At 42.9% G+C, this 16,087-nt stretch carries 11 protein-coding genes and 1 tRNA gene; 9 read left to right on the plus strand and 3 right to left on the minus strand.

What is annotated here, in order from left to right:
• Nucleotides 1–24: 24 nt before the first annotated feature.
• Nucleotides 25–1,389, minus strand: coding sequence for a guanine deaminase (gene guaD, locus H70737_RS01110; protein WP_042184075.1), 1,365 nt, complete (start codon nucleotides 1,387–1,389; stop codon nucleotides 25–27).
• Between the two features lie 234 nt (nucleotides 1,390–1,623).
• Between guaD and H70737_RS01115 the strand changes: the two genes are divergently transcribed.
• The 5 genes from H70737_RS01115 (at nucleotide 1,624) to H70737_RS01135 (ending at nucleotide 7,208) form a co-directional block, all read left to right on the plus strand.
• Nucleotides 1,624–1,812, plus strand: coding sequence for a hypothetical protein (locus H70737_RS01115; RefSeq protein WP_042184077.1), 189 nt, complete (start codon nucleotides 1,624–1,626; stop codon nucleotides 1,810–1,812).
• Between the two features lie 276 nt (nucleotides 1,813–2,088).
• Nucleotides 2,089–4,284, plus strand: a complete 2,196-nt coding sequence (locus H70737_RS01120; protein ID WP_042184079.1) for an ABC transporter ATP-binding protein — start codon at nucleotides 2,089–2,091, stop codon at nucleotides 4,282–4,284.
• Nucleotides 4,277–4,816 (plus strand): DUF1854 domain-containing protein, encoded by a 540-nt coding sequence (locus H70737_RS01125; RefSeq protein ID WP_042184081.1) that lies wholly within the window; start codon nucleotides 4,277–4,279, stop codon nucleotides 4,814–4,816. Before H70737_RS01120 ends, H70737_RS01125 begins: the two co-directional genes overlap by 8 nt.
• A 183-nt stretch (nucleotides 4,817–4,999) precedes the next feature.
• On the plus strand, nucleotides 5,000–6,322 hold the full coding sequence (locus H70737_RS01130; RefSeq protein WP_042184084.1) for an MFS transporter: 1,323 nt from the start codon (nucleotides 5,000–5,002) through the stop codon (nucleotides 6,320–6,322).
• Nucleotides 6,294–7,208, plus strand: a complete 915-nt coding sequence (locus H70737_RS01135) for a polysaccharide deacetylase family protein (RefSeq protein ID WP_042184085.1) — start codon at nucleotides 6,294–6,296, stop codon at nucleotides 7,206–7,208. The genes H70737_RS01130 and H70737_RS01135 overlap by 29 nt, the downstream gene beginning before the upstream one ends.
• Nucleotides 7,209–7,245: 37 nt before the next feature.
• Here H70737_RS01135 and H70737_RS01140 read toward each other — a convergent pair whose 3' ends face one another.
• Nucleotides 7,246–7,665, minus strand: a complete 420-nt coding sequence (locus tag H70737_RS01140) for an LSm family protein (protein ID WP_042184087.1) — start codon at nucleotides 7,663–7,665, stop codon at nucleotides 7,246–7,248.
• A gap of 228 nt (nucleotides 7,666–7,893) precedes the next feature.
• Here H70737_RS01140 and H70737_RS01145 point away from each other — a divergent pair, with 228 nt between their 5' ends.
• From H70737_RS01145 to H70737_RS01160, 4 genes are all read left to right on the plus strand, one after another.
• Nucleotides 7,894–8,271, plus strand: coding sequence for a hypothetical protein (locus H70737_RS01145; protein ID WP_042184089.1), 378 nt, complete (start codon nucleotides 7,894–7,896; stop codon nucleotides 8,269–8,271).
• Nucleotides 8,272–8,534: 263 nt separating this feature from the next.
• The gene (locus tag H70737_RS01150; RefSeq protein WP_042184091.1) at nucleotides 8,535–12,872 is read left to right on the plus strand and encodes a bifunctional 2',3'-cyclic-nucleotide 2'-phosphodiesterase/3'-nucleotidase; all 4,338 of its coding nucleotides are present in this window, start codon (nucleotides 8,535–8,537) and stop codon (nucleotides 12,870–12,872) included.
• A gap of 138 nt (nucleotides 12,873–13,010) precedes the next feature.
• A tRNA-Leu gene (locus tag H70737_RS01155) sits at nucleotides 13,011–13,094 on the plus strand.
• 120 nt (nucleotides 13,095–13,214) lie between these two features.
• Nucleotides 13,215–14,609, plus strand: a complete 1,395-nt coding sequence (locus tag H70737_RS01160) for an MATE family efflux transporter (protein WP_042184093.1) — start codon at nucleotides 13,215–13,217, stop codon at nucleotides 14,607–14,609.
• 54 nt (nucleotides 14,610–14,663) lie between these two features.
• On the opposite strand, the gene H70737_RS01165 is transcribed toward H70737_RS01160, so the two are convergent.
• Nucleotides 14,664–16,004 carry an FAD-dependent oxidoreductase gene (locus H70737_RS01165; protein ID WP_042184095.1) on the minus strand — a complete coding sequence of 447 codons (1,341 nt, stop codon included), beginning with the start codon at nucleotides 16,002–16,004 and terminating at the stop codon, nucleotides 14,664–14,666.
• Nucleotides 16,005–16,087: the final 83 nt, after the last annotated feature.

The raw sequence follows: 16,087 nt of genomic DNA on the forward strand, positions 1-16,087 counted from the left end.
TATATTTTCTAGTTTTATCGATCCTTAACGTGAATGAACCTTTTCACCCTGTACCCAGACTTCACGGATATTCTCAGGTCGAGCTAAATACATCATCTTTTGAAACACGTCCTCTAAATCTTCATTCCCATCAAAAATAGGCAATCTAGCCGATGGTAATTTCGTATCAATAATTTGAACATCCCATGTATAGCCTTCTAGTATCCGACCGATAGGTAAGCTTAAACTTTTACCACCGCCAGCAGTAGCAAGATAGAAAGCTTCATCAATCTTAATCCGTGATCCTAGTAATCCACGCTCTTGTGCAGGAAGGGAAGGATTAACGCCATCCTCTAGCATTCTTGAAGACATTACAGCCTGTCTTATGTTATCGAAGAGACTAGGTGAAAAACCGCCAGAAATATCAGACCCTAAACCAATCTCTACACCTTTGGCGTGGAAATGAGCGATAGGGATGACACTATTGGCAAAATAAGCGTTTGATATTGGACAATGCGCAATAGCCGTTCCTGTCTCCGCAAATAACTCTACATCCTCTTCTTCTAAAAAATTACAATGTGCCATTACAGATTTATCACGGAGTAGACCGAAATCATGCAAGGCAAAAGCATCGTTCTTCTGGAATCGTTCTTGTACATAACCATGTGCCCAATCACTTTCACTACAGTGCGATTGAATATGAGTATCATATTTGGCGGCTAAGTCTCCTAGACCTTGCAAAGCCTCATTTGTACAGCTAGGAATGAACCTAGGTGTCACTACTGGATAAACACCTTGCTTAGTAGATTTGGCTAGTTCTTTTACCGCTAGTATAAATTCTTCTGTATCTTTAATTGCGGTGTCGGTGTCAGTGTCGCGATAGTATTCTGGATTTCCTTGAGGGTTGTCCATTACCACTTTTCCAACGAGTCCGCGTTGCCCTTTATCCGCACATATTTGGGCTAATAGTAAACTGGCTTCTTTATGCACCGTTGCAAAATAAAGGGCTGTAGTAGTTCCGTTCGCGAGTAAAGTATCAACCGCATCAGAGTAGACCTTTTTAGCAAAATCCAGGTCCGAAAACTTAGACTCCAGTGGGAAGGTGTACGTATTTAACCAATCATAGAGTGGAATATCTAATGCAGTTCCAGATTGAGCCCACTGCGGGGCGTGAACATGCAAGTCGATAAAGCCAGGCAAAAAATACTGACCTTCAGCTAATCGATGGAAGTTGTCTTGGTCTTGATAAGTAGCTAGTAAAGTTTGATAGTCGGGTTCTTCTGGTGAAACGATCTTTTCTATCATTCCATCTGTATTAATGCAGTAGAGATGGTCTTTTAAAATTTGAATTTCCTTTGGTGATTTGCTTGAAAATGAAGTGCCTAGGAATATTTGCATATATTCAGTCATGATTTCCGCCTTAATGTTCGTCTTTTGGTGTTCGTTTGTTATTATAATCCGTAAAAAATGATAAGTCTATACCTAAAGTCGAACGAACAAAGGGGTTGGGCGCTGAATTATGCTCTGATTAGATCAAAATTGTTAGGATTACGTAAAATGTATGCGGTTACTTACTTATGCTATAATACATATAGATAAATAAGGTTAAGCGCTTAAGAAAAATGGGTTAGGAGTGTTACTGAAATGAGAAGATATAACTTTTGGCGTCCGATCATGCTAATTATTGTCGCGTTGCTTACGAGAAGCCTGGTGACTAACGTATGTATTTTGTTTGGTATGCAGACTGAAGTAGCGAGTAGTATAGGTACGCTGGGCATGGTCATCGCCGGTTTAGTGATGTATAATCGCATGAACATTCGTCGTCGAAAATAACGAACAGATTTCTAGAATCCGATCTATTTGGTTAATTAATAAGATATGAAATTAGCGCAGGAGCATTTGCTGACCCGTTATACATAAAAATAAATCCATCGGGATTTGTTTTTAGGACATAGCCAGTATCATAGAAAATAATGAAAAGGACACCCTTAAGGGTGTCTTTTTTGGGTTGTTCAAGTAACTATACAAAATAATTATAGTCATTCTTTCATCTTTACCACTGTAAATATATGTGAGTAAATAGGTGGGTAAAGAAAGGGGAGAAAAAGAATGCCATATGTTGATAAACTTCCCAAGTCTATAGAAATGCAGCTTACGGAACAACCGTTATTCCACTTTGGATCTGATTTAATGAAAGATGGACAGTTCGGTGAGCAATGGCTTGTATTGACAGAGAAGGAAGTGTCCGTTTGGGGAACGGACGGGAGAATGGTTTCGAAGTTTTTTGTTTCGAGCATAACCGATGCTCGAGTTGTAGGTGGGGTAGGAGGCGGTTCGTTACTTGTAGATACTAAAGAGGGTCCAATCATTCTTATACGTTATACCGCATCGCTTACCTCTATATTTGGATATGCGTCTAAATTAATTGCTGCTGTAGCTAAAGGGGAGGAGCGGCCAACGGCTTCTGAAAAAGAATTTCCAAGACATTGTCCGAAATGCCGCAATCCGCTACCTGACGATTCTCAGACCTGTCCGGTGTGTAAAAGTAACGGCAAGGTTCTATTTCGAATGTTAGGTTACGCTAAGCCGTATAAAATCCAAATGATCGCAGCAGCGATTATGCTGATTTTCACTACATTGATAGAGCTTGTTCCACCTTTTTTGACGAAAATGATTGTAGATAACGTGCTAACAAAAAAGGACATGGGTTCAACGTTGCTATGGATTGTAATTGGGCTTGCAGCCACCTCTCTGGTGGTTACTCTAATGCAGACTGTACGTGGACTTATCGGAGTATGGATTGGCTCAAAAATTATGGGTGATCTGCGTCATGATGTGTATCATTCCTTGATGAAATTGTCGTTATCTTTCTTCGATCGAAGACAGTCTTCGCAATTCATTGGACGGGTAAATAATGACTCTGAGGCGATGCGGCAATTCATGACAGATGGCGTAATATGGGTCTCGGGTGAATCATTAAGGGTGATCGCAATCTTCGCCATTATGTTTAGTATGGATTGGAAGCTAACACTGCTAGCCATGCTGCCTATGCCGCTTATGGTCGTACTATCGACTGTATTATGGCCGATGATTGGCAGACGGTGGTACCAGCAGTGGAGATCTATTTTTAGACTAAACGCTCTGGTTGGCGATTCTTTGCAGGGGATTCGTGTGGTTAAAGCATTTGGTCAGGAAACTACGGAAATGTCACGTTATACTGTCGCTAATAAGGAATTGGTGCGGCACAATATCCGGATTGAAGGCTTGTGGCAGGGAATGTTTCCCGCCTTTGCGTTAGTTGCTGGCGTAGGTACGCTATTAATTTGGTATTATGGCGGCAGAACGGTGCTTGATGGACAGTTATCTATTGGTACACTAATCGCTTTGGTGACTTACCTCGGGATGCTCCTCGGACCTTTGCAGTGGGTAAGTCAAATGATCAATTGGGCCAGTCATGCGATTTCAGCTGCAGATCGGGTTTTTGAAATTATGGATACACCATCCGATGTGCCTGATACTACGAACCCAGCTGATATTGGTCGTGTTAATGGTGAGGTAGAGTTTAAACAGGTCACTTATGGATACGAAAAGCATCACCCTGTGCTCAAGAACGTGGATTTAAAAGTAGCTGCAGGAGAGATGATTGGTCTGGTCGGACATTCAGGTGCTGGGAAGTCGACCTTCATCAACATGATTTGCCGATTCTATGACACAGATGAGGGTACCATCACCATCGACGGGGTGGATATCCGAAATATTAGCCAGTCTGACCTTCGGAGTCAGATCGGTGTAGTGCTGCAGGAGACATTCCTGTTCGACGGCACGATTGCTGAGAATATCGCTTATTCTAAACCGGACGCTACAGAGCTGGAAATTATGCGTGCTGCTAAAATTGCCAATGCACATGACTTCATCGTTCAGCTACCTGATGGCTATGACACAAGGGTAGGTGAACGTGGGCATAAGTTATCCGGAGGGGAGAAGCAGCGAGTGTCTATTGCCCGAGCAATAATTCACGATCCGCGGATTCTAATTCTGGACGAAGCAACGGCTTCTGTGGATACAGTGACTGAGCGGCAAATCCAAGAAGCGATCTCGCGTCTGGTTAAAGGTAGAACGACATTCGCCATTGCTCATCGATTGTCCACTTTAAGAAATGCCAATCGGCTCGTCGTGCTGGAACGCGGTAAGATTATTGAGGTGGGTACGCATGAAGAATTGCTAGCAGTAGAAGGGGCTTACTTTAAACTGGTCGAAGCACAGAAAGAAATGTCCCAGATCAAGGGGGTAGAAGTGCATGAGTGATCCAATCAGCGTCAGTGATGAATTGAAAGCTCAAGATAAAGATCCCTATGAAATTAACATTTTTGAACCGGGTCTGATTTCCTTTAGCCGTAGTCAAGGTGGGGTGTTTCAAGGGGTAATAGAAGGTAAGGTTTATGAAGAACTAATCCTTTTTCGTATATTTCCTTTTCAATACAACACCCAGTATATTTCTGTGAGAAATTCTAAGAGTGAGGAGATTGGTGTCATTCGTGACATTGATCAGCTGGATGAGGAAAGTCGGGGGGAAGTGGACAAAGAATTGCAGCTGCGATACTTTCTTCCCGTTGTGACCCGAATTGATTCCATCAAACAGAAGGCAGATATGTGGATTTGGGAGCTGCAAACGAATCTGGGGCAGACCCGTATCGTTATGCGTAACCTGCATGAGCATATGCAATACCCGAGTCTTTACCGCATCATTCTTACTGACGTCAACGGAAAAAGATGCGAAATTCGTGATTATTCCACTTTGGATATTCAGAGTCGGAAAAAGCTGAAAGACGTTTTATAGTGGAAGAAGCAAAGTGCTTGGTAGTTTATACTACTGAGCACTTTTTTGAACTGTGTAAACATCCGCGGTTATCCCTTCTTTATGATGAGGAAACGCATTAGATTGGAGCAAATTTGTCACTAAACTTCCAGTATATGTGGTAATATATTACAACTAGATGATTACAATATGGGAGGTATGTGAGTGAAGCATAAATGGATGAACTCGCCGTACACCTTTGCTTTAGGGATGTTTGCGATGATGGTTCCCAGTCAGGCTTTTAGTTCTTTTTACAGTTATTTTTATGTGGAGAAATTGGGCTTGGGCATTGGACTTGCTACACTGGCCAGAACAATCTTTCTGATCTGGGATGCGGTGAATAATCCGCTGTTTGGATACTGGTCAGACCGCACAAATACCCGCTATGGTCGGCGTAGACCCTGGGTGTTCGGCTCGATTCCGTTATTTATGCTGGCGTTTGTGCTGGTGTTCTCTCCTCCTGGCGGTTTATCCGAGAATGGACTCTTCACTTGGTTTCTAGTGACACTTATTTTCTATGAGGCTGTCGCTACGGTCTTGTGGGTGAACTATGGCGCACTGCTTCCGGAGCTGTTCCGTGGAGATCGTATTCGGGCAAAAGCCTCGGTGATTCAGCAAGGGTATCAAGTGGTTGCTCTGTTAATCGGTACGGCTCTAACGCCAAAACTTTTCGCAGCAATTAACTTCTCTAATATGGCTATTGTGTATGCCTGTGTCTTCGGCGTGTTTATGTTTTTATGTATGATGAATGTCCAAGAGAAGAAAGAGACCACTAAGACTGAACCGTTGAAGCTCATCCCGGCTTTTCGGGAAACGATTCGGAATAAGAAGTTCTGGGTGTTTAATATTTCGAACTCTTTTGCCCAAACGGTTAATGGACTTATAAGCTCGATGATTCCCTTTTATGCAAAATATGTTCTACATATTTCAGAAGCACAGGTATCTATTATGCTCGCGGCTGTCTTTGTCTCGGTCATTCCATTAGTGTTCGTGTGGTATTGGATTATTCGTAAGATGGATGGGGTCAAGGCATGGCGGCTATCGCTTATCCTATATGCTTTATCTGTCATTCCGCTATGGTTCGGTTATGATCTTGTAAGTGGTGTGGCCGCTGGCATTGTTGTTGGTTTCGGACTAGCAGGATTTCTAGTAACCCCGGCAATCGTAGGTGGCAAAATTATTGATGAGGATGCGGAGAAGACAGGTCTGAGAAGAGAAGGCATCTATACCGCGGTAAGTGGATTCATCACTCGCTCGAGCGGATTAATCTCGGCGCTGGCTTTTTTCATTGTAGGGATGATCTTTGGTTACAAGAGTGGCGATGACCCAGGGTCTGATCCAGAAGCAACGTTCCGGTATTTAATAAGCGTGGTGCCGTTATGTCTGCTAGCGATATCTGTTGTCATATCTTTTACTATTAAATTTACATTTACGGGGCAATTGAGAGGTGATGCTGACCATGATCAGAAAATTAATCATCAATTGTGATGACTTTGGGCAAAGCCCTGCCATGAATCAGGCGATTATGCATCTATTAGAAGAGGGAAAAGTATCTTCAGCGACGATCATGGCGGTGGCCCCTGGATTCGAGGAGGCAGCTAGATGGTGTAGCCGTAGGCAACAACAAAATGTGGGCCTTCATTTGACGATGACTAGTGAGTTTGAGGCTTTACGCTGGAGCAGCCTGACGGGGGACTCTTCACTACATGACGATGGCGGGCATCAATATAAGACGGTAAAAGAGTTTGAGCAGGGGGCGCAGACAAAAGCTGTGCTGAAGGAGATTGTTGCGCAGTATGAGAGAGTGAAACAATCGGGAATAGTGATTAGTCATGTAGACAACCATATGGGAAGTTTATATGGCATGGAAACGGGACGTAGCTTGCTCCCGCAGACGTTGTGGAGAATTTCGCGCTGGGGATTGCCATCACGGTTCTTTCGATACATCCATCCAGAGGATCCTCTTCTGGGATCGCTGAAAAATATTGAACGTCCTGTTGCACTTGGATCCGGGCTGGCCGATACACTTGGAGTCCCGATTCCTGATTACTTGTTGTCGCATCCTTTTGGTGTGGAAGAGGGTGAGACGTACGATCGTTTCAAACAATCCATTATTGCCAAGATGTATTCGCTACCTGATGGTGTTAGTGAAACCTATATTCATCCCGGAATCGACGATCCGTGGATGCTTGCAAATATACCACATTGGGAGAAGCGAGTCTGGGAATACCGTCTACCCTTTGATGATGATTTTACCTATGCGATTCGTGATGCTAGTGTTGAATTAACGGACTATCGCTATGTACAGGAGCATTTAAAGCGCCCACGAGTAAAATCTGCGGGGAGACTGTTGAAGAAACTGATAAGTTCATGAGGAAAAATAAAAAGACACCTTGAGGGGTGTCTTTTGACTATCCCATTAAACCCTTCAGTCCATTCAAGAATGGGGAAATAGATTTAATCATATTGTAGCCCATTTTCACAACCGGCATTGTTCTTTGGATCATCCCTACGAAGCCCATAATTCCACCGAATCCTGAAGCGCCTGAACTTGCAGACTCGGCAGCCCCTGCAGCTCCTCCTCCCATTCCGAAAAGTGAGCCGAATAATGGCATGAGTCCTGATACGTTCGCTTTCCGGGAGCGGGAAGAAGAGTGTTTTTTTGATTTTTTGTTTTTATTTTTATTTTTACGTGGTTTGGAGAGGGTCAATCCATCCTTATCGAGGCCAGTTATCCATCCTACATACGTACGTCCATCATGAAGCGTAACGCACACAGGTCTACCCTTGAGCTGTTCAGCTCGCTTGCGAATTTTTGCTCTGTTTGACATTTGTGGATCACCTCATTGGTCTATTTAATTATATATTACTCAGATATTCCGGTGTTGCTTGTGCGGGTTCATCATTAATATGAAAAGAAAGTCCAAAAAATTGGATGAGGAAACGACGTTATACATAAATATCGATTTCCAAGTATCTCTCGTGAAAGTCCATTGCTTTTATAAAGGTGTTCTTCCGCTTATACGATTCGAATACCAATTAGTGAAGGGGGTGGAAGGATGTTATCTGCATGGATTGGGAGTATTACTTTTGCGGGAGCGGCGATTCTTTACATATTACTGTCTTTAGGATTACCTTATGGTGAATTTGCAATGGGTGGCAAACATAGAATCATGCCCTTACAGATGAGGATTGCGTGTGCGATCTCAGTTGTTATACAACTGATTGCAATCTTGTACTTGTTGCAGGCAGGCAACGTGATTTCTATTGGATTACCTTTTGATAGAGGCGTATGTTACTTTTTTACAGTCTATCTAATTCTCAATACCGTAATGAATATATTATCGAAGAGTAGAAAAGAAAGACTTGTGATGACACCTTTGTCTTTAATCACGGCAATTTGTTTTGGGTTTACTGCCATCATGAGTGGGTCTTGAGAGAGTTATTATCAGATAAAGATTCGACGTGTTTTGATTTTATGTATGCGCTTTCTTAGGACGCACCTATATAAGGTGTGTTTTTTTATATGTCTAGAGACTCTTGATCTAATAAAATAACAATGTGACCTAGGTCTTTCTTCACACGTTAATATATTTGACACGAATTTATATTAATTTTACAATCCTATACTTTTTCGTCATGTTTGTGTGATATAATATCACCGAAATTATGTAAAAATTACTAGGGGGAATAAATCTTTATGGGATGGAAGACACGATGGAACAAGCCTCTCGCTTCTGTACTAGCAACTGCAGTGCTTTCAGCACAGGTACTAGGTGGAGTCGTTTTGGGTACGGTTTGGAGTCCGGACAAAGCCGAAGCCGCATCTGATGCCACAGCCAAACTCCGGTTGATGAGCACTACGGACGTACACACCAATGTCTACGGCTGGGACTATTTTAAGAATGCAGCCTCTACAACTGTAGGACTCGATCGGACAGCTACGTTGGTTACTTATGCTAGGAGCGAATATCCTGATAATAATCTTCTGCTCGACAATGGGGACTTGATTCAAGGTACGCCATTGGGTACTTACATCGCGAATGAAAGTAATTTAGTAGAATCAGAGACTAAGCTACACCCTATGATTGCGGCTATGAATATTATGGAATATGATGTTGCGACTTTTGGTAATCATGAATTCAACTATGGGCTGGATTTCTTGAAACGTACTATTAAGGGCAGTGCTAATAATCCATTGAGTGGTGCCGACTTCCCCTATGTAAATGCCAATATATATATTGATGATAAAGATGGTAACCCAGACAATGACGTAAATGCTTTTAAACCTTATGTCATTCTTGATAGAGAAATAATGGACAGCGATAACCAACTCCGTGATATTAAGGTTGGTGTGCTTGGTCTTGTGACCCCTCAGATTATGGAATGGGACAAGGTTAATCTAGAAGGCAAAGTCATTGTTAAGGACATTGCTGAAACAGCAGCAAAATATGTTCCTATTATGAAGAGTGAGGGTGTCGATGTAATCGTAGCAATGGCACATACTGGCTTCGATGCAACTGCAGTTGCAGGTACTGGTGCAGAAAACGCTATCAATCTTTTAAGTAAGGTTGACGACATTGACGCGATTACCTTCTCACACACTCACAAGGTGTTCCCAACAGTTGATAATGCAACGCTTGATGCTTCTTTTAAAGATCCAATAACAAAGCTACCATATAATAATGCTCAATCCGTTGTTGATAATGTTTATGGGCATATTAATGGTACTCCTGCCGTGCAAGCAGGTTATGGTGGAGGTTATCTGGGTCTAATTGATCTTAATTTGGTAGAAGTAGGCGGCAAATGGGAAGTAGATAAAAAGAACTCTAAAGCCTCGACCCGCTCCATAGCCAATGCTATACCGGATACTGCTATTGATGCTGCTGTTGCGGCAGACCACCAGGCTACTATTGACTATACAGGCCAAGAGCTAGGCGTTACTACCGCTCCGATGAACAGTTATTTTGCAATGGTTCAGGACGATCCAACCGTGCAAATTGTTACCAATGCCCAGAAGTGGTATGTGGAGAAGTATATTGAAACCAATCTACCACAGTATAAAAGTCTTCCGATTCTTAGCGTAGGTGCTCCTTTCAAGGCTGGACGTAACGGTCCTTCTGAGTATACGAGTATTGAGAAAGGTCCGCTGACTATTCGCAGTGCGAGTGACTTGTACCTGTATGACAACACGCTGAAAGCTATTAAAGTCAAAGGCTCTGTTGTTAAGGAATGGGTTGAAATGAGTGCGGGCGCATTTAATACCATCGATGTGAAAAGTGCAGCTTCACAAAGTTTGCTCAATGGAGATTTTGCGGTTTATAACTTCGATGTCATTGATGGCATTAAATACACAATTGATGTAACTAAACCTGCAAAATATACCCCTACCGGAACAATTAACGATGCTTCATCGAGTCGTGTGAAGCAAATTACGTATAAAGGTAAAACTTTGGATCCAAACCAAGATTTTATTGTTGTGACTAACAATTACCGCGCAAGTGGTGGTGGGAACTTCCCGGGTGTGAAAGGTTCAGAGATGGTAGTCGATTCACAGGATGAGAATCGCCAGATCCTCATGGATTACATCAGAGAAGTAGGTACCATTGATCCTTCTGCGGATGGGAACTGGTCTTTGGCTCCTATTTCGGATGATGTGAATATCACCTTTACTTCGTCACCAGAAGCGGCAAAAGTTGTGCCATCCAACATTAAGGACACTGGTGCAAAAGATATTAAGGGATTTAGTATTTATAAACTGGCTCTCCCAGTTAAGGATGTAGAAGTTCACCTTCTGGGAATCAATGATTTCCACGGCCAACTGGATACAGTTTCTACAGTAAGCAACAAGAATGTGGGAACAGCTGCTATTCTTGCGACTTATCTGAAGGAAGCACGGGCTAAATATGACAATGCTCTACTCTTCCACAACGGAGATTCCGTAGGTGCATCTGCTCCTGTATCCTCGCTTGAACGCGATGAACCGACGATTGAGTGGATGAACATGATGGGATTTGATGTGGGTTCCCTGGGTAACCATGAATTTGACCAAGGTGTCGATGCACTAATGACGCAACTTTATGGCGGTGTGGACCCTAAAGACAGCGATGTTACCCACAAGGGTACGAATTTTGATTATGTTAATGCCAATGCGGTGAATGCCAAAACTGGCGACCCGATTATTAAGCCTTATGTAATTAAAGAAGTGGGCGGTGTGAAGGTCGGCTTTATTGGCCTTGTAACGAAGGCTACACCAGGCAAAGTTTCGCCTTCCGGCACAGCTGGCGTATATTTCCTCACTCCTGAGGAGGAAGTGGCGGCTGTTGAAAAATATGCTAAAGAGCTTCAATCTAATGGTGTTGAAACGATTATCGTGCTTGCGCATGATCCTGCCACAACTAAAGATGGCAAAACTACAGGTGAAGCAGCTGATCTAGCTAATGCGCTTCCTGCGAACTCCCCGGTTGACGTTATCGTTGCTGGTGATAACCATGCTCTGGCAAATGGAACGGTAAACGGCAAGCTGATTGTACAAGCATACTCTTACGGTACAGCATTTGAAGATATCAAGCTGATCATTGATCCTAAAACAGGTGATGTGAAGGAAAAGTCTGCTGTAGTAACCTCGACCTTCCATGACGGTGTAACACCGGATCCGGAAAGTGTAGCGCTGGTTAATACTTACCTTGAGAAGCATCCTGAACTTACTCAACCAGTAGGTACAACAGACGGAACTATCACTCGTACTGATGCATACAACAATGAGGCTGCGCTTGGTAACTTGATTGCTGACGCTATGCGTACTGCTGATTTCGGCGATGGTGCAAAGGCTGCTGATTTTGCCTTTATGAATCCAGGTGGTATCCGTGCGGATCTTCCAAAGGGTCCTGTAACCTTCGGAGACCTTGCCAAAATTCAGCCATTCGGCAATACGCTTGTGAAGCTGACACTGACTGGAGCACAAATTAAAACGTTGCTGCAACAGCAATGGAATGTAAAAGCTGATGGAACACCAGATATCAAAACGCTGCAAATTTCGGGATTGAAATATACAGCAAACATGTATCTTCCAGTACCTGACCGCATCGCGAGCCTCACATTAACCGATGGAAAAGCAATTAATCCGACGCAGAAGTATACAGCTGTAGTAAACAACTTTATGGCTGCAGGTGGGGATAATTACAAGGTTCTGACTGAAGCTAGTGACTCATTGGCTGGGCCTATTGATTTGGACGTATTCTACGACTATATTGTGAACACATTTGATAGAAAAGAGATTAAAGCAGCTATTGAAGGTCGGATTGTTAACAATTTGAAGGAAGTAAATCCTACGCCGACACCTAGTCCAACGGCAACACCAACGCCAACAACGGCACCAACAACGGCACCAAAACCAACAGTAACACCAGCGCCATCGACAGCACCAACAGCAACACCAGCGCCATCGACAGCACCAACAGCAACACCAGCGCCAACTACTGCTCCAGCAGCAAACTTCAAAGATCTGGGTAAGGTAGCTTGGGCGCAAGAAGCTGTTCAAGCATTGGCTGCTAAGGGCATTATAAAAGGATTGGATGCAAATACTTTTGCTCCAACCAAAACAGTGACTAGAGCAGAGTTTATTACAATGCTGGTACGCGCACTGAATCTGACGGGTTCGGCAACAACCAGTTCATTCAGCGATGTTAAGCAAGGAGTTTGGTACACGGATTCTATCGCCCTTGCGGTCAAGGCCGGACTTGTAAAAGGCTCTGGAAATGGTAAATTTGAACCGGGTCGTGAAGTGACTCGTGAAGAAATGGCTATTATGATTGCTAATGCATTGAAAGATAAACTACAGCCGATTGATAAGAATGCAGCGCTGGGCAAGTTTGCAGACAAGTCCAGTATTGCTCCTTACGCACAGGACGCTATAGCACAACTGACCCAATTGGGGATTGTTAACGGTGTTGAGGGTGGTAAATTTGCACCTAAGGGCATAGCTAACCGCGCTCAAGCGGCAGTCATTATCTACCGTATGCTTGAACAAGCTTCATAATCCGATAGTTCTTCTAAAAAGTGTATCGATGATCCCTAATAGGGACTCGGTACACTTTTTCTTTTTACATTAGGTATTGCCCTTTGCGCTAATATATGATAATTTAGTTCTGCACTGCATGATTCTTTTATATTTTGTGCGGTCGTGGCGGAATTGGCAGACGCGCACGGTTCAGGTCCGTGTGGGTTAATCCCCGTGGAGGTTCGAGTCCTCTCGACCGCATACCTAAGTGCTTATAAATTAGCTGTACTTTTGAATTGCTCTTCAACCTGAAGAGCCTTTTTCTATTTATAAGGATATTTCAGATCTGGATAACTCTAATGTAAAAGAAGTGAAGCGAAGATGGAACCTAATGTAAATGTCAATACGAAGCGAAGTGTGCGGTTTCTTGAAAAATATTTTTCAGGAGAATCGTTAGATTATCGCCATATGATTGCTTTATTTATCCCTATTCTGGTAGATCAAGCCTTTATAGTGGGGCTAAATCTAGTGAACACGGCTATGATCAGTTCGTCCGGTGTGGCAGCTATCAGTGCGGTGAACATGATTGATTCCCTTAATCTTTTTCTCATTAGTGTGTTTATCGCGGTATCAACAGGTGGTACGGTTGTCGTAGCGCAGTATAAAGGCAGCGGTAATAGTCTTATGGTATCAAAAGCTACCGCAGGCGCGACTTCATCAGTTTCCCTTATGGCTTTTGTTATTGGTATGTTTGGTATTCTTTTTCATAATCCGCTGTTGAACTTACTATTTGGAGCAGCTTCACCCGAGGTAATGCACAACGCCCGAATCTATTTGATTGGAAGCTGTATCTCCTATCTTGGAATAGCTGTGGTAGAGGCAGTGTGTGGTGCTCTTCGGGGAATCGGAAGGACGAGAGCCTCGCTTGCGCTATCGCTCATTATGAATTTAGTTTACGTCCTCTTGAATCTCGTATTTATTAACCTTTTGCATATGGGCGTTCTAGGAATGACCATTTCTATAAATATAGCTCGATATTTGGGCGCGATATGCGCTCTGTATTATCTGTTCCGGATGGACAATGAACTGCATATTCGAATTCGTGACTTACTGGTGGTTCAATTCTCCATGCTCAAAAAAATAATGTTCATCGGTATGCCGTTTGCGGCGGAGCAGATGTTCTTTAATGGTGGTAAGATTCTGACGCAAGTCTTTATCGTCAGTCTCGGTACTTACGCGCTTGCTACAAATGCTATCGCCTCTTCCTTTGCGGGGATTATGCAAATTCCGGGTAATGCGTTGTCTTTGACGATTATTACAGTGGTCGGACAATGTATGGGAAGCAATAATGTTAAGGATGCTCGGAAATTTATTAAATCGTTTCTCGTAGCATCTTCCCTTTCCTTTGTGGTGATGGGATTGTTAGTTATGCCTTTCTTCCATCCGCTAGTGTCGATGTTTCATCCACCTGCGGAGATTGTGAGGGATATTTTCATAATTGTACTTATCAATACAATCGTACAAATACCGCTTTGGTCTGTTAGTTTCATAACACCGTCAGCGCTTAGAGCGGCGGGTGATTCCAAGTTCACATCCATGGTGTCTATGTTAAGTATGTGGTTGTTCCGTGTAGTACTCGGATACATCTTAGGTATTGTTCTCGATTTCGGTCTGCTTGGGGTTTGGTTAGCTATGAACTGTGAGTGGGGAATAAGAGGATTCATATTTCTACGGCGTTTCATGGGTAAGAAGTGGGTTCAGCATCGTGTTATATAGTAAAAGTAAAAGACACCCCATGTGGGTGTCTTTTTGTTTGCCATGCATGTAGTATTATTCTTTGATCTGTGAGAACAAATCATTCAAAGCTTCACTCATTGTAGGGTGAGTAAAGATATGATCTCTCAAAAAGGTAAAATCTTGCCCTGTTTGTATTGCCATGCTCACGATATTAATCACTTCGCTAGATTCCGCACAGAACAATGTAGCTCCTAGGATTTTATTGGTTTTTGCATCCACAATTGCTTTTAGGAAGCCCTCGGTTTCGTTAATTAAGCGAGCACGTGGAATAGCTGCTGCAGGCAACTTAGCGACTTTAATTTCAAGTCCTTGTTCGACGGCTGCTTCTTCACTTATTCCTACTCTGGATAGTGGGGGATCAATAAATACACTGTATGGAACAACGTCACGGTCATTTGTGGTATGGGAATGATCCCCGAAAAGGTCATTTCTTACAATTCTATAATCATCTAATGAGATGTAGGTAAACTGTAATCCGCCTTTGACATCTCCGAGGGCCCATATATGGGGAACGGTGGTTTTTAGGGAAGGGTCCACCTTAATAGCGCCCCGATCTGTAACTTCTACACCGGCTGCTTCTAAATTTAATCCCTCAATGTTTGGTTTTCTATCTGTCGCAACCAGAACCCCATCGACTTTCAATTCTTGAATAGCACCATCTATCGAAAAGGAGATAACTGTTCCATCTTTAACATCCTTCAGTCCTATAACCTTTGCATTCAGTTTGACCTCAATGTTCTTCTTGGTAAAGGTTTGGAGGACGGCGTCCGCGACATCGCGGTCTTCTTTAGGAATGAATTTCGAGGAACTCTCCAGCACCGTAACCTGTGCGCCGAATTGACTGTAGATCGATGCGAATTCCAATCCAATATAACCACCACCAATGATGGCTAGTTTAGTTGGGAGCTCCTTAAGATCCATAATGGATGTGCTGGTATATACGAACTTACTATCTTGTATCCCATCAATAGTAGGAATGATGGTTTCAGCGCCCGTATTAATGAAGATTTTATCCGCGGTTAAGATTTTCGTCTCACCGGCATCCTTTACTTGGACTTCGTGATCCGATAAGAAGGAAGCTTCACCATTGATAACTTCTATATTCTCGTTCTGATTTAGATTATCGTAATTTTTTTGGCGTAGACTTGAAATAAGCTGATCCTTATTATGGACCGCTTCTATATAATCTTCCCCTTGATGGGCTTGATAAGCTAAGGATTTCGTAGGGATACAGGCGATGTTAATGCAAGTTCCACCGTACATTTTCTTAGAGCGTTCAATCACTGCTACTTTCCATTTTCGATTAGCTAGTTCTGTGGCAAGGGTCTTTCCGCCTTTACCGAAACCAATAATAATAGCGTCGAACTTGTTCATTTTAATACCTCCGGGTCACACAGGATGTTTTAAATTATGCATTAAATAGCATGTTGCTTTATTATTACCCTAAATCCGAAGGC

This window comes from Paenibacillus sp. FSL H7-0737 (assembly GCF_000758545.1).
Classification (GTDB): domain Bacteria; phylum Bacillota; class Bacilli; order Paenibacillales; family Paenibacillaceae; genus Paenibacillus_AQ.

Excerpts from the sequence above, each read along its gene's own strand:
- H70737_RS01150 (WP_042184091.1), top strand. The coding sequence starts at position 8,535 with ATGGGATGGAAGACACGATGGAACAAGCCTCTCGCTTCTGTACTAGCA.
- H70737_RS01115 (WP_042184077.1), top strand. The coding sequence starts at position 1,624 with ATGAGAAGATATAACTTTTGGCGTCCGATCATGCTAATTATTGTCGCG.
- H70737_RS01120 (WP_042184079.1), top strand. The coding sequence starts at position 2,089 with ATGCCATATGTTGATAAACTTCCCAAGTCTATAGAAATGCAGCTTACG.
- guaD (WP_042184075.1), bottom strand. The coding sequence starts at position 1,389 with ATGACTGAATATATGCAAATATTCCTAGGCACTTCATTTTCAAGCAAA.
- H70737_RS01125 (WP_042184081.1), top strand. The coding sequence starts at position 4,277 with ATGAGTGATCCAATCAGCGTCAGTGATGAATTGAAAGCTCAAGATAAA.
- H70737_RS01160 (WP_042184093.1), top strand. The coding sequence starts at position 13,215 with ATGGAACCTAATGTAAATGTCAATACGAAGCGAAGTGTGCGGTTTCTT.
- H70737_RS01135 (WP_042184085.1), top strand. The coding sequence starts at position 6,294 with ATGATCAGAAAATTAATCATCAATTGTGATGACTTTGGGCAAAGCCCT.
- H70737_RS01140 (WP_042184087.1), bottom strand. The coding sequence starts at position 7,665 with ATGTCAAACAGAGCAAAAATTCGCAAGCGAGCTGAACAGCTCAAGGGT.
- H70737_RS01165 (WP_042184095.1), bottom strand. The coding sequence starts at position 16,004 with ATGAACAAGTTCGACGCTATTATTATTGGTTTCGGTAAAGGCGGAAAG.
- H70737_RS01145 (WP_042184089.1), top strand. The coding sequence starts at position 7,894 with ATGTTATCTGCATGGATTGGGAGTATTACTTTTGCGGGAGCGGCGATT.